The organism is Curtobacterium caseinilyticum (assembly GCF_030363035.1).
GTDB lineage: Bacteria > Actinomycetota > Actinomycetes > Actinomycetales > Microbacteriaceae > Curtobacterium > Curtobacterium caseinilyticum.
The window spans coordinates 32,214-54,208 of the sequence record NZ_JAUCMN010000014.1 but is presented as its reverse complement, the minus strand read 5'-3'; the positions used below and the strand labels follow the sequence as shown (position 1 = coordinate 54,208).

At 72.2% G+C, this 21,995-nt stretch carries 19 protein-coding genes; 2 read left to right on the top strand and 17 right to left on the bottom strand.

All coding sequences use genetic code 11. The features are described from left to right. Positions 1–443: 443 nt before the first annotated feature. From tyrS to infC, 15 genes are all read right to left on the bottom strand, one after another. The gene (gene tyrS, locus QUG93_RS15535) at positions 444–1,757 is read right to left on the bottom strand and encodes a tyrosine--tRNA ligase (RefSeq protein WP_289475447.1); all 1,314 of its coding nucleotides are present in this window, start codon (positions 1,755–1,757) and stop codon (positions 444–446) included. A gap of 50 nt (positions 1,758–1,807) precedes the next feature. Next, positions 1,808–2,509 carry a DNA-3-methyladenine glycosylase gene (locus QUG93_RS15530; RefSeq protein ID WP_289475445.1) on the bottom strand — a complete coding sequence of 234 codons (702 nt, stop codon included), beginning with the start codon at positions 2,507–2,509 and terminating at the stop codon, positions 1,808–1,810. Beyond that, a complete protein-coding gene (argH, locus tag QUG93_RS15525; protein ID WP_289475443.1) occupies positions 2,506–3,954 on the bottom strand; it encodes an argininosuccinate lyase in 1,449 nt (482 codons plus the stop codon). The genes QUG93_RS15530 and argH overlap by 4 nt, the downstream gene beginning before the upstream one ends. Positions 3,955–4,127: 173 nt before the next feature. Beyond that, a complete protein-coding gene (locus QUG93_RS15520; protein ID WP_289475440.1) occupies positions 4,128–5,291 on the bottom strand; it encodes an argininosuccinate synthase domain-containing protein in 1,164 nt (387 codons plus the stop codon). 20 nt (positions 5,292–5,311) lie between these two features. Beyond that, positions 5,312–6,274, bottom strand: coding sequence for an ornithine carbamoyltransferase (argF, locus tag QUG93_RS15515; protein WP_289475438.1), 963 nt, complete (start codon positions 6,272–6,274; stop codon positions 5,312–5,314). Further along, positions 6,271–7,536, bottom strand: coding sequence for an acetylornithine transaminase (locus QUG93_RS15510; RefSeq protein WP_289475435.1), 1,266 nt, complete (start codon positions 7,534–7,536; stop codon positions 6,271–6,273). The genes argF and QUG93_RS15510 overlap by 4 nt, the downstream gene beginning before the upstream one ends. Then, positions 7,533–8,579: an acetylglutamate kinase gene (gene argB / locus QUG93_RS15505; protein ID WP_289475433.1), complete on the bottom strand. Its 1,047-nt coding sequence runs from the start codon at positions 8,577–8,579 to the stop codon at positions 7,533–7,535. Before argB ends, QUG93_RS15510 begins: the two co-directional genes overlap by 4 nt. After that, positions 8,579–9,778 (bottom strand): bifunctional glutamate N-acetyltransferase/amino-acid acetyltransferase ArgJ, encoded by a 1,200-nt coding sequence (gene argJ / locus QUG93_RS15500; RefSeq protein ID WP_289475431.1) that lies wholly within the window; start codon positions 9,776–9,778, stop codon positions 8,579–8,581. The genes argB and argJ overlap by 1 nt, the downstream gene beginning before the upstream one ends. Beyond that, on the bottom strand, positions 9,775–10,872 hold the full coding sequence (locus tag QUG93_RS15495; protein ID WP_289475430.1) for an N-acetyl-gamma-glutamyl-phosphate reductase: 1,098 nt from the start codon (positions 10,870–10,872) through the stop codon (positions 9,775–9,777). Before QUG93_RS15495 ends, argJ begins: the two co-directional genes overlap by 4 nt. Before the next feature lie 74 nt (positions 10,873–10,946). Continuing rightward, positions 10,947–13,439 carry a phenylalanine--tRNA ligase subunit beta gene (gene pheT, locus QUG93_RS15490; RefSeq protein ID WP_289475428.1) on the bottom strand — a complete coding sequence of 831 codons (2,493 nt, stop codon included), beginning with the start codon at positions 13,437–13,439 and terminating at the stop codon, positions 10,947–10,949. Then, entirely contained in the window at positions 13,439–14,479 is a 1,041-nt protein-coding gene (gene pheS, locus QUG93_RS15485; RefSeq protein ID WP_289475425.1) for a phenylalanine--tRNA ligase subunit alpha, read from the bottom strand. Before pheS ends, pheT begins: the two co-directional genes overlap by 1 nt. 71 nt (positions 14,480–14,550) lie before the next feature. Further along, a complete protein-coding gene (locus tag QUG93_RS15480; protein WP_289475423.1) occupies positions 14,551–15,417 on the bottom strand; it encodes a TrmH family RNA methyltransferase in 867 nt (288 codons plus the stop codon). Between the two features lie 70 nt (positions 15,418–15,487). Then, positions 15,488–15,871 (bottom strand): 50S ribosomal protein L20, encoded by a 384-nt coding sequence (rplT, locus tag QUG93_RS15475; protein ID WP_289475421.1) that lies wholly within the window; start codon positions 15,869–15,871, stop codon positions 15,488–15,490. Between the two features lie 28 nt (positions 15,872–15,899). Continuing rightward, positions 15,900–16,094 carry a 50S ribosomal protein L35 gene (rpmI, locus tag QUG93_RS15470; RefSeq protein ID WP_022903519.1) on the bottom strand — a complete coding sequence of 65 codons (195 nt, stop codon included), beginning with the start codon at positions 16,092–16,094 and terminating at the stop codon, positions 15,900–15,902. A gap of 79 nt (positions 16,095–16,173) precedes the next feature. Then, positions 16,174–16,833 carry a translation initiation factor IF-3 gene (gene infC / locus QUG93_RS15465; RefSeq protein WP_289475418.1) on the bottom strand — a complete coding sequence of 220 codons (660 nt, stop codon included), beginning with the start codon at positions 16,831–16,833 and terminating at the stop codon, positions 16,174–16,176. A 286-nt stretch (positions 16,834–17,119) separates the two neighbouring features. Between infC and QUG93_RS15460 the strand changes: the two genes are divergently transcribed. Then, positions 17,120–17,494, top strand: coding sequence for a DUF1844 domain-containing protein (locus QUG93_RS15460; protein WP_434533122.1), 375 nt, complete (start codon positions 17,120–17,122; stop codon positions 17,492–17,494). A gap of 129 nt (positions 17,495–17,623) precedes the next feature. Here the strand turns inward: QUG93_RS15460 and QUG93_RS15455 are convergent, their stop codons facing one another. Further along, positions 17,624–18,895: a maltokinase N-terminal cap-like domain-containing protein gene (locus QUG93_RS15455; RefSeq protein WP_289475416.1), complete on the bottom strand. Its 1,272-nt coding sequence runs from the start codon at positions 18,893–18,895 to the stop codon at positions 17,624–17,626. Positions 18,896–18,987: 92 nt separating this feature from the next. On the opposite strand from QUG93_RS15455, the gene QUG93_RS15450 reads away from it, so the two are divergent. Then, positions 18,988–20,841: a glycoside hydrolase family 2 protein gene (locus tag QUG93_RS15450; protein ID WP_289475415.1), complete on the top strand. Its 1,854-nt coding sequence runs from the start codon at positions 18,988–18,990 to the stop codon at positions 20,839–20,841. Positions 20,842–20,964: 123 nt separating this feature from the next. On the opposite strand, the gene QUG93_RS15445 is transcribed toward QUG93_RS15450, so the two are convergent. Beyond that, entirely contained in the window at positions 20,965–21,816 is an 852-nt protein-coding gene (locus QUG93_RS15445) for an alpha/beta fold hydrolase (RefSeq protein WP_289475414.1), read from the bottom strand. Positions 21,817–21,995: the final 179 nt, after the last annotated feature.

The following is a 21,995-nucleotide window of genomic DNA, read 5'->3' as shown; positions in this document are numbered from 1 at the left end:
GACAATGTGCACGCTGTTGAGTTCTCAAGGACCAGACGCACCCCCCACTCGACTCCCACACAGGAAGCTCCGCCAGAAGGGCTTGTGTTCTTGGTGCCACCGGCAACGCGTCGGACCGAGGTCCTGTGGCTCATCCCGTAGGAGAGGGCCGGTGGAGTAATCATCCTAAGCGTCGAAGCGCCCGAGTGCAAGACCCGGTCTGAACTTCGGTGGAGGATGGTCCCCGCTTGAGGCCGGCAGGCTCTGGGCTCTCGCTCCAGCCGCTCCGCCGCACCTTTGGGGTGACGAGTAAGAACTCTACGCAGCAGTCCGGCGGAGCGCCAACCGCCCCGACTCCCGGGCGTGTCGCCTTGTGCAACAGCCGGCGGCGCACTCCCCCGGGTACGACGGTGCCCGACCTCCCGCGGGGGAGGTCGGGCACCGATCGCGCTCCGGACGGCTGCTCAGGCGAGCGTCACGCCGGCGAGGGTCTTCTTGCCGCGGCGCAGCACGACGGCGCCTCCGGGGAGGGCGAGGCCGGACAACTGCGCGGTCGGGTCCTCGGCGCGGACGTTGTTCACGTACACGCCGCCCTGGTCGACGGCTCGACGGGCCTCGCCGAGGGACTTCACGAGGCCGGTCTCCACGAGGGCTCGCGCAACATCGGCGCTGCCGTCGATCGAACCCGATCCGGGGAGCTCCGCGAGCGCGGCCCGCAGGGTCTCGGGGTCGAGCGCCGCGAGGTCACCGTTGCCGAACAGCGCCGCCGACGCGTCGATCACGGCCTGGGTCGCCTCGGTCCCGTGCACCAGCGAGGTCACCACGAACGCGAGGGTCCGCTGGGCTTCGCGCCGGAACGGCTCGTCAGCCACCGCCTGCTCGAGGCGCTCGATCTCCGCCCGGTCCAGGAACGTGAACTCCCGCAGCCGAGCGACGACGTCCGCGTCCGCCGTGTTGAGCCAGAACTGGTAGAAGGCGTACGGCGAGGTCATCTCGGCGTCGAGCCAGATCGCGTTGCCCTCGCTCTTGCCGAACTTCGTGCCGTCCGAGTTCGTGATGAGCGGCGTGCCCATCGCGTGCACCGCGACACCCTCGGTCCGCCGGATGAGGTCGGTCCCCGACGTCAGGTTCCCCCACTGGTCCGACCCACCGGTCTGCAGGGTGCACCCGTACTGGCGGTACAGCTCGCGGTAGTCCAGCCCCTGCAGGATCTGGTAGCTGAACTCGGTGTAGCTGATGCCCGCGTCGGAGTTCAGCCGCGCCGCGACCGCGTCCTTCTTCAGCATCGTGCCGACGCGGAAGTACTTGCCGATGTCGCGCAGGAAGTCGATGGCGGACAGCGGCGCCGTCCAGTCGAGGTTGTTCACCAGCCGGACGCCGTTCTCGCCGTCGGGGCTGAGGAACCGCGACACCTGGGCCTGGAGCCGGCTCACCCACTCGGCGACGGTCTCCGGGGTGTTCAGGGTGCGCTCCGCGGTCGGTCGCGGGTCGCCGATGAGACCGGTCGACCCGCCCACCAGTGCGAGCGGCTTGTGGCCCGCGAGCTGGAGTCGTCGCATCGTGAGCAGCTGCAGCAGGTTGCCGCAGTGCAGCGACGGTGCCGTCGGGTCGAAGCCGCAGTAGTACGTGACCGGCTCGCCGTCGAGGGCCTCCCGGAGTGCCGTCTCGTCGGTCGAGACGTGCACCAGACCGCGCCAGCGCAGTTCGTCCCACACCGAGGCGAAGGTGGGATCGTTCTGCTGGCGTGTCAGGTCGTCGTGGTCGGTTGTGCTGGACACCCGACCATCGTAGTCACCGGCGGACGGCCGGGAGGCGCGGTGCGGCCCCGTCAGTCGACCGCCCGCTGGTGCCGTCGGTACGCCGACACCGTCGGTTCGCCGGTCAGCCAGAACCGCCAGGGGAACGTCGTGCCGCCGGCGACGCCGGCGACACCGGTGCGCGGCCCGCGCGAGATCCGTCGGACCGGGGACGGCCCGACCGGGCCGGGCACGGCCTCCTGGAGCAGCGACCCGACCACGTCGGCCGGGTCGGCGGAGGTGAGCCGCGCCTCCAGGCCGGGTGCGAGCCGCAGCGTGAACGGACCGGACCCGTCGAGGAGCGAGGTGCCGTCGTCCTCGCCGAGCACGGCGCCGAGGGCGCTGCCGAGGTTGCCGGGACCACGTGCCAGCGCGGCGTCCGGGACGGACGGACCGCGGCGCTCCCGGGCGAGCTCGATGCCGTCGACGACCTCGGCGCCCCGGAGCAGCGAGCCGGACGACGTGCCGGCCGGCGCGCTCACGACGTTGACGCAGGTGTGGATGCCGTACGAGCGGTACGCGTAGAGCGTGCCGGGCGGACCGAAGAGGTGTCGGTTGCGTGGTGTGGGTCCGCGGTGTCCGTGCGAGCCGGGGTCGGTCGGTCCCCAGTAGGCCTCGACCTCGGTGATCCGGAGCGTCACACCCCGCCCCGTGATCGTCGCGCCGAGCAGAGCCGGAGCACAGACCGGTGCGGGCTCGGACAGCAGGGCTGCCAACGGACTCGGGACCGTCATCGGGTGAAGGGGGCGCCCTCGGCGAGGTCGTGGACACGACGGGTCAGCGAGGTGAGCTGCTCGGCCACACGGTCCGGAGCGGTCCCGCCCGCGCCCGCGCGGGAGGCGACGCTGCCCTCGATGGTGAGCACCTCGCGCACCGCGGGGGTCAGGTGCTCGGACACGGCGCGGTACTCGTCGTCGGACGGGTCGTCGAGCTCGATGCCGCGTTCCTCGCAGTACCGGACCAGTGCGCCGGAGATCTCGTGGGCGTCACGGAAGGGCACGCCCTGACGGACGAGCCACTCGGCGACGTCGGTCGCGAGCGAGAAGCCCTGCGGTGCGAGCTCGGCCATCCGGTCGGTGTCGAAGGTGAGCGTCGCGATCATGCCGGTGAAGGCGGGGAGCAGGACCTCGAGCTGCGCGACCGAGTCGAACACGGGCTCCTTGTCCTCCTGCAGGTCACGGTTGTACGCGAGCGGGAGGCCCTTGAGCGTGGTGAGGAGCCCCGTCAGGTTGCCGACGAGTCGGCCGGACTTGCCGCGGGCGAGCTCCGCGATGTCGGGGTTCTTCTTCTGCGGCATGATGCTCGAGCCCGTCGAGAACGCGTCGTGCAGCCGGACGAAACCGAACTCCTTCGTGTTCCAGAGGATGACCTCCTCGGCCAGCCGCGACACGTCGATGCCGATCTGGGCGAGCACGAAGGCGAACTCGGCCACGACGTCACGAGCGGCCGTGGCGTCGATCGAGTTGTCGGCCGGTCGGGCGAAGCCGAGTTCGCGTGCGATCGCAGCGGGGTCGAGGCCGAGGGAGCTGCCCGCGAGCGCACCGGCGCCGTACGGGCTGACGCTCGCGCGGTCGGCCCAGTCGCGGAGCCGTTCGAGGTCGCGGACGAGGGGCCACGCGTGCGCGAGGAGGTGGTGTGCGAGGAGCACGGGCTGCGCGTGCTGCAGGTGCGTGCGGCCGGGCATGATCGCGGTCGGGTGCTCGCTCGCCTGCTGCGAGATCGCGTCCACCAGGTCGATGACGAGCCGTCCGATGCGACGACCGTGGTCGAGCATGTGCATGCGACCGAGCGTGGCGATCTGGTCGTTCCGGCTCCGGCCCGCGCGGAGCTTGCCGCCGAGCTCGGGCCCCAGGTCCGCGATGAGGAGCCGTTCGAGGGCGCCGTGGACGTCCTCGTCGCCGTCGTCGGGCTGCAGGGAGCCGTCGGCGTGCGCGGACTCGAGGCGGTCGAGGCCGGCGGTCATCCGCTCGAGCTCGTCCGCCGTGAGGTAGCCCGCGGTGTGCAGTGCGCGGGCGTGCGCACGCGAGCCGGCGATGTCGTACGGGGCCAGCTGCCAGTCGAACTGCGTCGATCGGGACAGCGCGGCGAGCTCGGCGCTCGGGCCGTCGGCGAAGCGTCCGCCCCAGAGGGCGCCGGTGTTCGTGGCGTCGGTCTTGGCGGGCTGGGTCGCGTCGGTCATGTCGTCCTGCCTGGTGCTGGTCGGTCGGTGCTGGGTGGTGGGCGGTGCTGGTGGTGCCTGGTGCTGGTGGTGCCTGGTGCTGGTGGTGCCCGGTGCTGGTGGTGCCTGGTGCTGGTGGTGCCCGGTGCTGGTGGTGTCCGTGGTGTCGTACGGTGCGTCGGTGCGCGCGGTCGTCAGTTCGCGCGGTCGCGGCGGGCCGCCGTGCGTGGGGGCCGCGCCCACGCGGTCATGAGCGACACCGGGTCGTCCGCGTGGGTGGCGGCGAGCTCGAAGTCGTAGAGGCTCTGGCCGGAGCGCCGCCCGGTGACGGCAGCCGTACCGCCGTGCAGTCGGAGGCGCACGTCGCCCGAGACGTGCCGCTGGGTCTGCTCGATGAAGGCGTCCAGACCGCGGCGGAGCCCGCTCGCCCAGCGCCCGTCGTGCACCAGGTCGGTCCACTCGCGATCGATGCCCTGCTTGAACCGCAGGACGTCCCGCTCGAGGGTGAGCCGTTCGAGGTCTCGGTGCGCGGCCACCAGCGCAGTGGCGCCCGGGGTCTCGGCGACCCGGCGGACCTTGCGGCCGTCGACCAGGTCGTCGACGAGGTCGTGCCGACCGACGCCGTGGCGACCGGCGAGGGCGTCGAGCTCCTGCAGCAGCCGGAGGACGGTGAAGCGCTGTCCGTCGAGGGCGACCGGGACGCCGTGCTCGAAGGTCACCGTGACGTCGTCCGGATCGGGCGCGCCGGTCGCGGCCCCCGCTGCGGTCGCGGCCCCCGCTCCGGTCGCGGCCTCCGCTGCGGTCGTGGCTCCTGCTGCGTCCCGGGTGCGGGACCAGTCGGACGGGTCGACCAGGGCCCAGGGGTCGTCGAGGTCCGGCTCCGTGACGAGCCGGCCCCAGAGGTCCTGCTCCGCACCGACGGTGGGGACGACGGTGACGGGCACGGGCAGGACCTCGAGGTCGGGGTCGAACCCGGCGACCGTCGCAGCCAGCGCGACGTCGTCCGGCGCGATGGTCACGTGGGCCACCGCCACCGCACCGAAGTGCCTGGCCGTCCGGACGAGGTGGTCGGCGACGAGGGGGAGACGGAGCGCCGGCACGAGCGGACGCCCCGGCTCGCCGGCATTGGCCCGGACGGCCGCGACCACGTACTGCTCGGCGTACTCGGTCTTCGCGTCGACGACCACGGCGTCCACGGCGCCGGCCGCTCGTGCGCGTCCACGGACCGCGTCCACCTCGCGCGACCGACCGCCGACGTCGACCACGAGGGCGACGACCTCGTGGTCCACCCCGAACTGCTCGACGGCACCCGCCGGGTCGACCCCGGCGGAGCAGGCGACGACGATGCGGTCGGTCACGGGACTCCTGTCGGACGTGGTCAGGCGGCGGGCACCGCGGGCGCCGCCGGAGCACCCGTGGCGTTGGCGGCCAGGAGCCAGGCGAGCAGGGCCTTCTGCGCGTGGAGTCGGTTCTCGGCCTCGTCCCAGATGATGCTGCGCGGCCCGTCGATCACCTCGGCCGTGACCTCGAAGCCCCGGTCGGCAGGCAGGCAGTGCATGAAGACCGCGTCGTCGGCAGCGTGCGCCATCAGCTCGTCGTCGACGCGGTAGCCAGCGAAGGTGTCGAGTCGCGCCTGCTTCTCGTCCTCCTTGCCCATCGACACCCAGGTGTCGGTCACGACGACGTCCGCGCCGGCGACCGCAGCGACCGGGTCCGTCACGACCAGGGCGGATCCGCCCGTCTCCGCTGCACGACGCTCGGCGTCGGCGACGACCTGCGGGTCCGGGCTGAACGCCTCGGGGGCGGCGACGCGGACGTGCATGCCCGCCGTCGCGCCGGCCAGCAGGTACGACTGCGCCATGTTGCTCGCACCGTCACCGATGAACGCGACGGTCTGCCCGGCCAGGGCGCCGCGGTGCTCCCGGATGGTCAGCAGGTCGGCGAGCAGCTGGCACGGGTGGAAGTCGTCGGACAGCGCGTTGACCACCGGCACCCGGGTGCCCGCCGCCATCTCCTCGAGGCCGGACTGCGCGTACGTGCGCCAGACGATCGCGGACACCATGCGCTCGAGCACGCGTGCGGTGTCCGACGGCGTCTCCTTGCCGCCGAGCTGGCTGTTCGCCGTCGTGATGACGAGCGGGCTGCCGCCCAGGTCGGAGATGCCGACGTGGAAGGAGACCCGGGTGCGCGTCGACGACTTGTCGAAGATCACCGCGACGGACTGCGGCCCGGCGAGCGGCTTCTCGCCCCAGCGGTCGCGCTTCATCTGCGCGGCGAGGTCGAGGATGGCGGACTGCTCGGCCTGGCTCAGGTCGTCGTCCCGGAGGAAGTGGCGGGTCATGCGGAGGTCTCCTGGGTGGCGCCTTGGTCGGCGGCGACGGGCTCGGTGCCGACGTGCTCGGAGGCGACGGCGGCGAGGCTCTCGCCGAGGATCGACACGAACTCGTCGATCTCGGCGTCGGACACGACGAGCGGCGGCGCGATGCGCAGGCTCGACTCGTTCGGGGCGTTGATGATCAGGCCGCGCTGGAGTGCGGCGGCGTTGACGGCGGGACCGACGGGCGCCGTGAGACCCACGCCGACGAGCAGCCCCGTCCCGCGCACCTCCTGCACCAGCGGCGAGCCGAGACCGGTGATCCCCGCTCGGATGCGCTCGCCCTTGGTCACCGCTCCGGCGACCAGGTCGGCACGTTCGATCTCGGCCAGCACGGCGTTCGCCACCCGGGTGCCGAGGGGGTTGCCGCCGAAGGTCGAACCGTGCTGACCCGCCGAGAACAGCTCGGACGCCCAGCCGAACGTGACGAGGGCACCGATCGGGAAGCCACCGGCGATGCCCTTGGCGATCGTCACCGCGTCCGGCACGAAATCGTGCCCCTGGAACGTGAACCAGTTGCCCGTGCGACCGACCCCGGTCTGGATCTCGTCGAGGATGAACAGCGCGCCGTGCTCCTCGGTGAGGCGCCGCGCCGTCTGCAGGAAGCCCTCGGGCAGGTCGACCACGCCGGCCTCGCCCTTGATCGGCTCGACGATGAGCGCCGCGACGGTGTCGTCGATCGCGGCCTCGAGCGCCTCGACCGTCGAGTCGATGTGCTCGACGCCCGGGATCATCGGCAGGAAGTCCTCCTGCAGGGCGGGCTTGCCGGTGAGCGCGAGCGCACCCATGGTCCGGCCGTGGAAGCCCTGCTTCAGCGCGAGGATGCGGGTCTTGCGGCCGTCGGCACCCTTGTTGAGCCGGGCGAGCTTGAAGGCGGCCTCGTTCGCCTCGGCGCCGGAGTTGCCGAAGTACACGCGACCCGCGTCACCGGCGCCGGTGATGCGCTTGAGGCGCTCGGCGAGCTCGAGCTGCGGCGGCGTCGCGAAGTAGTTCGACACGTGCACGAGCTTCGCGGCCTGGTCGGCCACGGCCTCGACCAGCGCCGGGTGGGCGTGACCGAGCGAGTTCACGGCGATGCCGGCGAGGAAGTCGAGGTACTCGTTGCCGTCGACGTCCCAGACGCGGCACCCCTGTCCGCGCTCGAGCATGATCTTCGGCGGCGTCAGGGATCGCATGAGCGACGCCCCGAACCGGTCGTTCCAGGTCTGGGTCTGCGTCTCGGTGCTCACTGCTCGGTCCCCTTCGGTGTCGTGGCGGTGCCGGTGCCGGTGGTGTCGGGCGCTGCGTGGCGGCCCGGGTCCGCTGCGGACTCGGGCACGCGTCGGCCGACCTCGGCGTGGGTGTTCTGGTTCTCGGTCCGGCGGCTCGGGTCCGGGATCACCTCGGTGCCCGCGCCGCGGAGGGTGAAGACCTCGAGCAGGATCGAGTGCGGGATCCGTCCGTCGATGATCGTCGCGCCGCCGACCCCGCCGACCACGGCGTCGAGGCAGGCGGTCATCTTCGGGATCATCCCCGACTCGAGCGTCGGGAGCAGCTCGCGCAGCTCGTCGACGGCGATGAGGTCGATGATCGAGTCGCGGTCCGGCCAGTTGCGGTAGAGGCCGGGCACGTCGGTCAGCATCATGAGCTTCGCGGCGCCGAGGGCGATCGCCAGGGCACCAGCAGCGGCATCGGCGTTCACGTTGAGCGCCTGGTCCGGGTGGGCGTCGTCGATCGCGATGCTCGACACGACCGGGATCCGCCCGGCCTCGATCGCGGCCAGGACCCCGGAGGGGTCGACGTGCGTGATGTCGCCGACGTGGCCGAGGTCGAAGTGCTCGCCGTCCACGACGACGCCCTTCTTCTCGCCGGTGAACAGCGACCCGCCGTCACCGAACACGCCGACCGCGAGACCGTCCCCGTGCTCGTTGACGAGGTCGACGATCTCGCGGTTCACCTCGCCTGCCAGGACGTCGCGCACCACCGTGATCGCCTCGGTGGTCGTGACGCGGTAGCCGCCGCGGAACTCGGACTCGATGCCCTGTTCCTTGAGCGCGGCGGAGATCTGCGGGCCGCCGCCGTGCACGACGACGGGGTGCAGGCCGGCGTAGCGGAGGTAGACCATGTCCTCGGCGAACGCGCGCTTGAGGTCGTCGTTCACCATGGCGTTGCCGCCGAACTTCACGACGACGGTCTTGCCCGAGAACCGCTTCAGCCACGGCAGGGACTCGATGAGCGTCGCGGCCTTGACGGCGGCGAGCTCGTGCTCTTCTTCCTTCGTGAGTTCGGGCATCAGCTGGAGTACGCGCTGTTCTCGTGGACGTAGTCGTGCGTCAGGTCGTTCGTCAGGATCGTCGCCGCGTGGGTGCCGACGCCGAGCTCGATCAGGACCTGGGTGTCGCGCGGGGTCAGGTCGACCTCGTCGCTCGGACGATCAGGGGCTCCGGCGTGGCACACCCGGACGCCGTTCATGCTCACGTCGACCGCGTACGGGTCGAACTCGGCGTCGGTCGTGCCGATCGCCGCGAGCACCCGGCCCCAGTTCGGGTCGTTGCCGAAGACGGCCGCCTTGAAGAGGTTGTTCCGTGCGACGCTGCGGCCGACGGTCACCGCGTCGTCCTCGCTCACTGCGCCGGTCACCGTGATGGTGATGTCGTGGCTCGCACCCTCGGCGTCCTGCTGGAGCTGTCGGGCGAGGTCGGCGCAGACCGCGGTCAGTGCCTCCTGGAAGTCCCCGACCTCGGGCGTGACGCCGCTCGCACCCGAGGACAGCAGCACGACGGTGTCGTTCGTCGACATGCAGCCGTCCGAGTCGACGCGGTCGAACGTCACCCGGGTGGCCGCTCGGAGCGCCTGGTCGAGCTGCTCCGCGGTCTGCACCGCGTCGGTCGTGATGACGACGAGCATCGTGGCCAGCCCCGGAGCGAGCATGCCGGCACCCTTGGCCATCCCGCCGACGGTCCAGCCGTCCTCGGTCGCCACCGACTGCTTCGGCTTCGTGTCCGTCGTCATGATCGCGGTCGCGGCGGCCGGCCCGCCCTCGGTGTCCAGCGCCGCCACCGCGAGGTCGACGCCGCGGAGCACGCCGTCGCGGAACGTCTGGTCGCCGACGCCGATCAGGCCGGTCGAGCACACCACCACGTCGCCGGCACCGATGCCGAGCGCGTCGCCGACGGCCTCCGCAGTCATGTGGGTGGTCTGGAAGCCGAACGGGCCGGTGAAGCAGTTCGCGCCGCCGGAGTTCAGCACCACGGCCCGGGCGACACCGTCACCGACGACCTGGCGTGACCAGACGACGGGGTGCGCCTGTGCGCGGTTGCTGGTGAACACGGCGGCCGCGGCCGCCTCGGGTCCGTCGTTCACGACGAGGGCGACGTCGGGCTTGCCGCTCGCCTTGAGTCCGGCGGTCACGCCGGCAGCGCGGAAGCCCGCAGCGGCGGTCACACCCTGGAGGCTCGTCCCGGCCTGGTCCGTCGAGGTTGCGTCGGTCACGGTGCGACTCCGTCCACGCTCAGGCCGAGGGTCTCGGGGAAGCCCAGGGCGATGTTCGCCGACTGCACGGCCGCGCCGGCGGTGCCCTTGGCGAGGTTGTCGAGGGCGCTGACGGCGACGACGCGGCCCGCTGCCTCGTCGACGGCGATGCCGACCAGACAGGTGTTGGCCCCGACGGTGTCGGCTGTCCGGGGGAACTCGCCCTCGGGCAGCAGGTGCACGAACGGTTCGTCGGCGTAGGCCTGCTCCCATGCGAGCCGGACGTCGCGGGCGCTGACACCCGGCGAGAGCTTGGCGGTCGTCGTCGCGAGGATGCCGCGCGACATCGGCACGAGCACCGGCGTGAACGAGATCGTGACGTCGCCGGCGCCCGCTGCGACCAGGTTCTGCTGGATCTCCGGGACGTGCCGGTGCGAGCCGCCGACGGCGTACGCGCTGGCGGAACCCATGATCTCCGACGCCAGGTACGTGGTGGCGAGCTTCTTGCCGGCACCGCTCGGGCCGACGCTCAGCACCGCGACGAGGTCGTCGGACTCGACGAGACCGGCCTGGATCCCCGGCTGGATGCCCAGTGTCACCGCGGTCACGTTGCACCCCGGCACCGCGATCCGCTTGGTCGACGAGAGTTCGGTCCGCTGGCGGCCGAGCCCGGCGATGTCGTCGACGTCGCGCCACTCCTCGGCCGTCCCGGGAGCCGGCGCCGCGTGCAGCAGCTCGGGCAGCCCGTAGGTCCACGCGCCGTGGTACTCGCCGCCGTAGAAGGCCTCCCACGCGGCCGGGTCCGTCAGCCGGTGGTCCGCGCCGCAGTCGACGACGAGCGTGTCGTCGTCGAGCTCCGCCGTGATCGCCCCGGACTGCCCGTGCGGCAGCGCGAGGAACACCACGTCGTGTCCGCGCAGGTGCTCCGCCGTCGTCTCGACCAGGGTCAGGTGGGCCAGCGACCGCAGGTGCGGCTGGGTCGCGATGAGCGGCTGTCCGGCGTTCGAGAACGCCGTCACCGTCCGGACCTCGAACTCGGGATGGGCGGCGAGCACGCGCAGGAGCTCACCGCCCGCGTAGCCGGAGGCTCCCGCCACGGCGACGGATACGGACATGGGTTCCACCTTTGGTCGGACTGGTCGTCGAGAGGTTCGGAGGCGGCGGCCCCGGGCGGTGCTGATCCGGTGGATCAGTCGCGCAGGGTCGCCCCGAATCGCTCGCCGGCACGTCGGACGGCGCCGTCACGGGCCTCGGAGGCCTCGGCAGCGGTCAGCGTGCGGTCCGTGGCGCGGAAGCGCAGCGCGAACGTCAGGGACTTCTGTCCCTCGTCCACGCCGGAGCCCCGGTAGTCGTCCACGAGCCGAGCATACTCCAGCAGGTCTCCGGCGCCAGAGCGGACGGCGTCGAGCACGTCACCAGCCGCGACGTCGACCGCCACGACGAGGGACAGGTCCTGTGTCGCTGCCGGGTAGGTGACGATCGGCGCGACCGAGACGAGCTCCGGTGCCGCGGCCACCAGGGCGTCGAGGTCGAGCTCGACGACGGCGACCACGCGCGGGAGAACCGCGGCCTCGGTGAGGACGGGCAGCAGCTCGCCCGCGACACCGACGACGGTGTCCCCGACGAGCAGCGACGCCGCACGCCCCGGGTGCAGGGACGGGTGGCTCGTCTGCGCGATCCGGAGCTCGACCCCGACGGCCCACGCCACCGCGCGGGCGACGTCGAGCGCGTCCGCGATGCCGTAGGGCTCGGGCTGCACGCCCGGCTGCTTCACGACACGGTTGCCGGTGAGGAGCGCCGAGACGTGGAACGGCTGCGGCGGGAGCGCGGCGTCGAGGGCGGCGAGGGTCTCGCGGTCCGGACGGGCGGCGCCGGCGGGCACGGTGTCCGTGCCGAGCTGTACGTCCGTGGCGGGCAGGAACACCCGGGAGGTCTCGTACAGGGCGACGTCCACGAGACCGCGCGACACGTTGCGGCGTGCTGCGTCGACGAGCGCTGGCAGACCGCTGCGCCGGAGCAGCGACTGCTCGCTGTCCAGGGCGTTCGCGAGCACGACGCTCGGGCCGCCGTCGCCGTCGATGCCCGGGTAGGCGGCCTGGGTCGCCTGCGAGACGAACGGCGCGGTGACGACCTCGACGAGACCGTCCGCGGCGAGGGCGGCGGCCACGCGACGACGGGCCTGCTGGTGGCGGGTCAGTCCGCGCCCGGGCGGCGCCACGGGCAGCACGCTCGGGATGCGGTCGTACCCGACGATGCGCGCCACCTCCTCCACCAGGGTGGTGTCGTCGGTGAGGTCCGGACGCCAGGTCGGCGGTGTGACGACGAGCAGCGCACCGTCGACCTCGACCGTCGCACCGATCGCCCGCAGGGTGTCGATGACCTCGGCGTCGGTGTACTCGACCCCGACGAGCTCGGCCGGGCGGGAGGCGCGCATCGTGACCGTCGGGCGGGGCTCGGCGTCGACGAGCGTCGACCCGAGGGCGTCCGCCGTCCCGCCGGCGAGCTCGACGAGGAGTTCGACGGCGCGGTTCGCCGCGGCCTCGGCCACCATCGGGTCCACTCCGCGCTCGAAGCGCTTCGAGGCCTCGCTCGGCAGCTTGTGCCGACGGGCCGTCCGGGCGATCGAGACCTGGTCGAAGCCCGCGGCCTCGATCAGGACGTCGGTCGTCGTGTCCGAGATCTCGGTGCGGGCGCCGCCCATCACGCCGGCGAGGCCGACCGGGCCGTCGTCATCGGTGATGACGAGGTCCTCGGCGTCGAGCGTCCGGGTGACGTCGTCGAGCGTGACGAGGGTCTCCCCCGCGGTCGCCCGACGGACACCGAGACCGCCGACGACCTTCGCGAGGTCGTACCCGTGCAGGGGCTGGCCGAGCTCGAACATCACGTAGTTCGTGATGTCGACCGGCAGCGAGATCGAGCGCACGCCGGCGAGCGCGAGACGCGACACCATCCATGCCGGTGTCTTCACCGTCGGGTCGATCCCGCGCACGACGCGCGTGACGAAGGTGTGCGCTCCGACGCGGCCGCGGACCGGGGCCTGGTCGTCGATCGTGACGCGGAAGCCCTCACCGGTGCGGGGCGTCACGCGCTCCGCCGGGTCGTGGAAGGTCGCCCCCGTCGCGTGGGCGTACTCCCGCGCGACGCCGCGCATGCTCATGACGTAGCCGCGGTCCGGCGTGACGTTGATCTCGACCGCGGCGTCGTCGAGGCCGAGCAACGCGATGGCGTCCGCGCCGACCTCGGGCTCCATGCCGAGGTCGGCGAAGCGGAGGATCCCGTCGTGCTCGTCGCCCAGCCCGAGCTCACGCGCCGAGGCGATCATGCCGTCGGACACGTGCCCGTACGTCTTGCGCGCGGCGATCGGGAACGGGCCGGGCAGCACCGCGCCGGGCAGCGTCACGACGACGAGGTCACCCACGTCGAAGTTGTGCGCGCCGCAGACGATGCCGCGCGGCTCGGGCTCACCGACGTCGACCTGGCACCAGTTGATCGTCTTGCCGTTCTTCTGCGGTTCGGGCTCCCGCTCGAGCACGCGGCCGACGACGATCGGTCCGGTGAGGTCGTAGGTGTGGACGTCCTCTTCCTCGAAGCCCACCGACACGAGCGCCGCGTGGACGTGCTCGAGGGAGACGTCGTCGGGGAGGTCGACGGACTCGCCGAGCCAACGGAGTGGGACGCGCATCAGACCACCGTTCCGAACTGCTGCGAGAAGCGGATGTCGCCCTCGAGGAAGTCACGCATGTCGTTCAGGCCGTTGCGGAACTGCAGCGTCCGCTCGATGCCCATCCCGAACGCGAAGCCCTGGTACTCGTCCGGGTCGATGCCGGCGGCGCGCAGGACGTTGGGGTTCACCATGCCGCAGCCGCCCCACTCGACCCACCGGGCGCCGCCCTTGGCGTTCGGCTGCCAGACGTCCATCTCGGCGCTGGGCTCGGTGAACGGGAAGTAGTTCGGGCGCAGGCGGATCTGCGCCTCGGCGCCGAACACCTGGCGTGCGAAGTGCTCGAGCGTGCCACGCAGGTGCGCCATCGTGAGGCCCTTGTCGATCGCGATGCCCTCGACCTGCGTGAAGACCGGCAGGTGCGTGGCGTCGAGCTCGTCCGCGCGGTAGACCCGGCCGGGGGCGATGACGTAGAGCGGGAGCTCGCGGGACAACAGCGAACGGACCTGCACCGGCGACGTGTGCGTCCGCATCACGAGGTGCCGGTCGACGGGCTCGACGAAGATCGTGTCCGCCATCGCCCGCGCCGGGTGGTCCGGGTCGAAGTTCAGGGCGTCGAAGTTGAACCACTCGTGCTCGAGCTCGGGGCCCTCTGCCACCTCCCACCCCATGCCGACGAAGATGTCGGCGACGGTCTCGTTGAGGACCGAGAGCGGGTGCCGGGAGCCCGGTGCACGGCGGACCGGCAGGGCGGTGACGTCGATCCGCTCGGCCTCGAGCCTGGCGCGCTCCTCGGCCTCGGCGAGGACGGACTCCTGCTCCGCGATCGCCGCGTTCACCCGGCCACGGGCCTGGCCGACGAGCTTGCCCGCCTCGGCCTTCTGGTCCTTCGGCACGCTGCGCATCGACGCGTTCATCCGTGCGAGCGTCGACTGCTCGCCGGTGTGCTCGGTCCGGGCCTGCTTCAGCTCGGCCACGGTCGTCGCGGCACGGACGGCGGCGAGGGCCTCGTCCACGGCGGCGGCGACGGCCGGTTCGCTGATCTCGAGGTGTTCTGACACGAGGCCCAAGCCTACCGGCCGCCGGGATACCGCCGCCCTGCACCGCACGGACGGTGGACGGCGGACCGCGGTCAGTGACCTGTGGAGGACGCTGCGACCCGCTGCGCGAACGCCGACTCGTACAGGCACACCGACGCCGCCGTCGCGAGGTTCATCGACTCGGCCCTGCCGTAGATCGGGACCTTCACGGCGCGGTCGACGAGGGCGAGGTCCTCGCTCGTGAGCCCGCGGGCCTCGTTCCCGAAGACCCACGCCGTCGGCCCGTCGAGCATCCCGTCCGCCCGGACGTCGGGCAGGTCGTCACCGGAGACGTCCGCCGCGAGGACCGTGTACCCGAGCGCCTTCGCCCGGGCGACGGTGTCGGCGAGCGTCACCCCGACCGAGACCGGCACGTGGAACAGCGAGCCCGTGGTCGAGCGGACGACCTTGGGGTTGTACGGATCGACGCTCCGTCCGGTCAGCACGACGGCATCCGCGCCCGCGGCGTCGGCGGCGCGGATGATCGTGCCCGCGTTGCCGGGGTCGCGGACCTGTTCGAGGATCGCGACCAACCCCGGGAGCGAACCGTCCGTACCGGAGCCGCGCCGTGCCTCCTGGCCGGCCGGACCGGCGTCGGGGAAGACGTCCTTGACCGACGTCGGGAACTGCTGGCACACCGCGACGACGCCCTGGGGCGTCACGGTGTCCGCCATCGTCTCGAGCACCTGCTCGGAGACGAACCACGTGTCGACCGGTGCGTCGTCGAGTCCGTAGCGGGCGGCTGCCGTCGGGGTCACGTAGAGCTCGCGGAGGAGCTCCGGACGGTACTCGATCGCCTCGCGCACCGCCTGCGGCCCCTCGAGCAGGAACAGACCGGTGTCGGCACGGACGTCCTTCTTCGCGAGGGCGGCGACCGCCCTGACACGTCCGGACTTCGGGTTCTCGAGGAGATCGCTCACGGCACCAGTCTAGGAACGACGAAGCCCCCGCTCCGTGACGGAGCGGGGGCTTCGGGTGCAGCTGGCGTGACTACGCGGCCTTCGGGGCCGAGGTGTCGGCCGGCAGCGCGTTCTTCGCGGTCGCGACGAGCGCGGCGAAGGTGTCGGGGTTGTTCACCGCGAGGTCCGCGAGGATGCGACGGTCGACCTCGACGCCGGCCAGGTTCAGGCCCTGGATGAGGCGGTTGTAGGTCAGGCCGTTCGCACGCGACGCGGCGTTGATGCGCTGGATCCACAGGCGACGGAACTCGCCCTTCTTCGCGTGGCGGTCGCGGTACGCGTAGACGAGGGAGTGGGTGACCTGCTCCTTGGCCTTGCGGTACAGGCGCGAACGCTGGCCGCGGTAGCCCTCGGCGCGCTCGAGGATGACGCGACGCTTCTTGGCGGCGTTGACCGCTCTCTTGACACGTGCCATTGATCTGTTCCTTTACGTTTCCGCCGGCTCAGTGGCCGAGAAGCTTCTTGACGTTCTTCGCGTCGGCCTTCGCGAGGACCTGGTCCTCGTTCAGGCGGGCCTTGCGCTTGGCGCTCTTGACCTCGAGGTTGTGACGCATACCGGCCTGCTGCTTCATGATCTTGCCGCTGCCGGTGACCTTGAAGCGCTTCTTCGACCCGGAGTGGGTCTTCTGCTTGGGCATGGGGGTGCCTTTCCGTGGGGTGGTTGGGTGGGCCGCGCCGTTGCGGTTCGACGGAGCTGCGCGGTCGGTCCGGGTGGACCTACTCGGCGGGAGCGCCCGCCGGCGCGGACTCGGACGACCCGGAGGTCTCCTTGCCCTTCGCGGCGTGCTCCGACGCGCGACGCTCGGCCTTCTCGGCAGCACGCTTGGCGTTCTGCTCGCCCTTGACGTCGGACTTGTTCTTCAGGGGGGCGATGATCATCGTCATGTTGCGGCCGTCCTGGGTCGGACGCGACTCGACGACACCGAACTCGGCGATCTCCTCGGCGAACTTCTGGAGGAGACGGACACCCTGCTCCGGACGCGACTGCTCGCGGCCGCGGAAGAGGATCATCGCCTTCACCTTGTCGCCACCGAGGAGGAACCCCTCGGCACGCTTGCGCTTCGTCTCGTAGTCGTGCACGTCGATCTTCAGGCGGAACCGGACCTCCTTGAGGTCCGTGTTCACCTGGTTGCGACGGGCTTCCTTGGCCTTCTGCGCAGCCTCGTACTTGAACTTGCCGTAGTCCATGATCTTGGCCACGGGCGGCTTCGAGTTCGGGGCGACCTCGACCAGATCCAGTTCGGCTTCCTGCGCGAGACGCAGGGCCATGGCGATCGGGACAACGCCGACCTGCTCACCCTGGGGGCCGACGAGTCGGACCTCGGGAACGCGGATTCGGTCGTTGGTGCGGGGATCGGTGATGCGGAGCTCCTTCAATCAGGTGGTGGCCGTCCGGGGCATCTGCCCTGGACGACGGCACGAGAGAGGAGATCTGACGCACGGATCGAGACCCGTTCGGCAGCCGCCCGACGCGGTCCCTGGTGGGACTGCCGACCGGCGCGGACGCCGGCGGAGCGGTTGGGACCCGGTAGCCTGTGGTGCACGGCCGCGGGTGGGAGAGACTCCTCTTCTACGACGCCGTTCGGGGCCCGGGACCAGCTCGGAGAGCGGATCAGGGCACGCGGACAGCATCTGCCGCCGATGAGTCTAGCAGAGGAGCACCGTGCCCGACACCCCCGAGACCGACACCCCGCAGGACGAGACGCAGTACGAGGCCGGCGAGGAGGCCCGCGACATCGCCGAGGTCCCCGCGGTCGAGCTGATCAACACGGTGGCCGTCCACCTGCTCAGCGCGGCGGCCGTCAAGGTCGGCCTGGCGGACGACCCGCAGGAGCAGACGGACCTCGACGAGGCCCGGAAGCTCATCACCGCCCTGGCCGGCCTGGTCACCGCCGCGGCCACCGAGATCGGCGACCACCACGCGCGCCCCCTGCGCGACGGGCTCCGTTCGGTGCAGCTCGCGTTCCGCGAGGCGTCGAGCATCCCCGATGCCCCGGGCAAGGGCCCGGGCGAGAAGTACACCGGTCCCGTCAACTGACCCGACCGGCGCACGTCACCACGTGACGGACGGGAGGCGCGGTACCGGTCGGTGCCGCGCCTCCCGTCCGTCAGGGACGCACGTGCGCCGCGGGGCGGCGACGACCGCCGCCCGTCTCCCCCACCGCGGTCAGTCGGCGCTGCGCGCCGCCAGGCGCGCCACGGCCGCCAGGGGGATGCCGGCCCAGTCGGGCCGGTTCCGCGTCTCGTAGACGACCTCGTAGACCGCCTTGTCGAGCTCGAACGCGTCGAGCAGCGCGTGGTGCGCCGCGAGGTCCTCGCCGGTCCCACGCCGGTAGCCGTCCAGGAACGCATCGCGCGCGGCCTGCGCCCAGACGCCCGCGTCGACGAACTCGGCGTCGTGCGCGAGCGCACCCGCGACGTAGTCGAAGGACCGCAGCATCCCGGCGACGTCGCGCAGGGGCACGTCCGGGAGCGTCCGCTCGGCGAGGGGCCGGAGCGGCTCGCCCTCGAAGTCCAGGAAGACCCAGCCGCGGGGTTCCGGTGCGGCGAGGACCTGCCCGAGGTGCAGGTCGCCGTGGATGCGCTGCAGGTCGGGCCAGTGCGCCTCGGCGGCTCGCTGGTACACGGCACGGACGGCGTCCACGTGCGGCTCTATGGTCGGTGCCTCGCGCACCGCGGCGTCCAGACGCGCGTGCATGGTCGCCACGGCCGCGTCCCGGCGGGCCTGGTCGGCGGGCTCGGTCGGCATCGCGGTGGCGAGGGTGCGGTGCACCTCGGCGAGCGCCTCGCCGAGTGCGGCGGCCTGCGTGTCCCACGCGGTGCCGTGCCGGGCGTCGCGGAGCGCGACCCGCCAGGCGTCCTCGAGCCCGGGGAGGAACTCCTGGGCGAAGGCGAGGTGGCCCCGTGCGGTGCCGTCGGGTCGGCCGGTGTCGGGCCAGCTGCTGCTGAGCGCCCCGTAGACGCTCGGCACGCGGGTGCTGCCGGCGGCGGAGAGCGCGAGCTGCGTCGTGACGTCCGGGTTGTCGCCGTGGTGGAGGACGCGGAACACCTTGACGATGACCTGGTCGCCCGCCGCGGTGTCGCAGATGACCGAGGTGTTCGACTGCTCGCCGGAGAGCACGTGGGACGCGGTGACCTCGCCGATCGGCCGGAGGCTGCTCGGGTCGGCGTCGATGCGGGCAGCGAGGGCGCGGACCCAGTCGGTGTCCGAGGTGCCGTCGACCGGCTCCGCGTCCGGGGCACCCGGCACCGGAGCCGCGAGGGGCACCTGGTACAGCACGGCACCGGTCGGGGCGTCGTCGAGGACGAGCCGGGTGCCGTCGGTCTCGGCGATCGTGCGGAGCGCCGGTGTCCCGCCCTTCGCCGCGTACCAGCGTTGCCGGGCGATCCAGCCCTCGAGGGTGCGATCGGTGACCTGGTCGGGTGCCTCGGCGCTCATGCAGCGAACGGTACGCGTCGGTACCGGGGCGTGTCCCGGGCGATGTCGCCGCCGCGCTTTACAACGATGTAGGAACCGGTCAGCATGGGTGCATGCACTCGCTCGACGGCACCGACGCCGCCCACCGGTCCCCCGCACTCCCCCTGGCGTCCGAGCAGGACGGCACGTACCCCCGCCCGCAGGTGCTGCGCGCCGCGTGGGCTGACCTGGACGGCACGTGGTCGTTCCGGAACACCGGGGACGACCCGGCCTGGCGCACGGGGTTCCCGGACGCGCGGGACATCACCGTGCCGTTCCCACCCGAGTCACCCGCGTCGGGCATCGACGAGCCGGGCTTCCACCCCGTCGTCTGGTACGCCCGCACGCTGACCCGTGCCGACCTCGACGCCGCCGGGCACGGTGACGCTGCGCCTCGGCTCGTGCTGCACTTCGGCGCCGTGGACCACCGTGCGCGCGTCTGGATCGACGGGCAGTTCGTCGGCGAGCACGAGGGCGGCCACACGCCGTTCTCGTTCGACGTGACCGAGGCCCTCGGTGCGGACCCCGACGCCGAGCACACCCTGGTCGTCCGGGCCGAGGACGACCCCCACGACGTGACGCAGCCGCGCGGCAAGCAGGACTGGCACGAGCACCCGCACGCGATCTGGTACCGCCGGACGACCGGGATCTGGCAGACCGTCTGGCTCGAGGCCGTGCCGACCGCGTCGATCGAGCGCCTGCGCTGGACGAACGTCGACCACGCGACGATGCGCCTGACCGTCCGGCTCGCCGGCGAACGCCCGGCCGGTGCGCGCATCCGCGTCGCGAGCAGGTGGCACGAGGGCGACGAGGACCTCGGCACCGTCGAGACCACCGTCCCCGAGCACGCACACGAGGTCGAGGTCGTCGTGCCCGTGGCGCGGCAGCAGAACGGCCAGGCCGAGGACGAGCTCGTCTGGACGCCGGAGACCCCGCGCCTGGTCGACGCGGTGGTGTCGCTGCTGCCCGCGGACGGCGGGGCTCCGCTCGACGCCGTGTCGACGTACTTCGGCGTCCGCACGGTCGGCACCGACGGCGGGGCCTTCCTGCTGAACGGGCGCGCCTACGACGTGCGGAGCGTGCTCAACCAGGGCTACTGGCCGGAGTCGCACCTCGCCGCACCGTCGCGGGAGGCCCTCCGGCGCGAGGTCGAGCTCATCAAGGAGCTCGGCTTCACCGCCGCTCGCAACCACCAGAAGATCGAGGACCCGCGGTTCCTGTTCTGGGCGGACCGCCTCGGGTTGCTCGTCTGGGGCGAGGCGCCCGGCGCGTACGCGTTCACCCCGCTCGCCGTGCAGCGGCTCGTGCGCGAGTGGATGGACGCCGTCGAGCGCGACGCCTCGCACCCGTCGATCGTCACCTGGGTGCCGGCGAACGAGAGCTGGGGCGTGCAGCACATCGCCACCGACCCGGCGCAGCAGGCGTACGCGCGGGCCCTCGCCGACGTGACGCGGGCGCTCGACCCGACGCGTCCGGTGATCTCGAACGACGGGTGGGAGCACACGAACTCGGACATCACGACGATCCACGACTACGAGGGCGACGGTACCCGGCTCGCGGCGACCTACGCGGACGACGCCGCACGGACGGCCCTGCTCGGCGGCCGTGGTCCGGCCGACCGGCGGATCCTGGTCGGCGGCGCGGTCGACGGCGGGCAGCCGGTGATGCTGACCGAGTTCGGCGGCGTGGACTTCCAGCCGGGGGCCCGGCGCGAGGACGGCTGGGGCTACACCTCGGCCGTCGACGGCGACGACTGGGTGGCCCGGATCACGGCACTCTACGACGGCGTGCGGGCGAGCGCGTTCCTGGCCGGGTCGTGCTGGACGCAGCTGACCGACACGATGCAGGAGACGAACGGCCTGCTCAACGCCGACCGCACGCCGAAGGTGCCGATCGAGCGGATCCGCGCCGCCGTCACCGGGCGCTGAGCTACCGGGCGGGAACGCGCGCGTGGGCCGTCCGGGCCCGCGGGACGCAACGTGGGCGGCCCTGCGCAGCGGAGTACCGCTGCGAGGAACCGCCCACGTTGCGTCTTGCGGAAGGGGAGGGGGTCAGGAGGCCAGGAAGCGGAGGACGGCCTCGTTCCACTCGTCCGTGTGCGAGGCCAGCACGCCGTGCGGCCCGCCCTCGATGACGTGCGTCTGGGCGTTCGGGATCGCCGCCGCCGTGCGCTTGCCCGAGGCCTCGAACGGCACGATGCCGTCGGCGTCACCGTGGATGACGAGCGTCGGGACGTCGATCTTCGTCAGGTCGTCGCGGAAGTCCGTCGTGGCGAACGCGACGGTGCAGTCGAGGGTGCCCTTCGGCGATGCGAGCTCCGCGATCGACAGGTCGTAGGCGCGCTGGTCGTCGCTCACGAGCGGCTTCTTGAGCAAGCCCGGCTCACCGCCCGCGGTGTAGAACATGTCGACGAACTGGTGCAGGAACGCCGGACGGTCTCCGGTGATGCCGTTCGCGAACCAGTCGGCGAGGTCCTGGTCGACCGCGCCGTCCGGGTTGTCGTCCGACTTCCACAGGTACGGCGGCACCGCGCTGGCGAAGACGAGCTTCTTCAGCTTCGCCGTGCCGTACGTCGATGCGTAGCGCGCGAGCTCGCCGCCGCCCATCGAGAAGCCGATCAGCGTGACGTTCGTCAGCCCGAGCTCGGTGATGAGCGTGTCGAGGTCCGCGGCGAAGGTGTCGTAGTCGTAGCCGCCCCAGGGCTGCGAGGACTGTCCGAACCCGCGACGGTCGTAGGCGATGACGCGGTGGCCGGCCTCGACGAGCGCCGGGACCTGACCCTCCCACGAGCGGCCGGACAGCGGCCAGCCGTGGACGAGGACGACCGGGTCGCCCGAGCCGAAGTCGTCGTAGTGCAGGTCGATGTCGTGGCCGTTCTCGGCGCCGACGGTGATGAAGGGCATGATTCCTCCTGTTGGTGGTCTCCAGGGAACGTGCCCGATCCAACGCCGGGCGCCCTGGCGCCCGCTGGGGGTGCGGGGACCGGACAGCGCGCCCGCCGCCCCGGGGGTGGGAGGATCGGTCGGTGACCGACCTGGCGGAGACGACCCGTGCCTCCCCCCACCGGCACGGCCGGGACGCC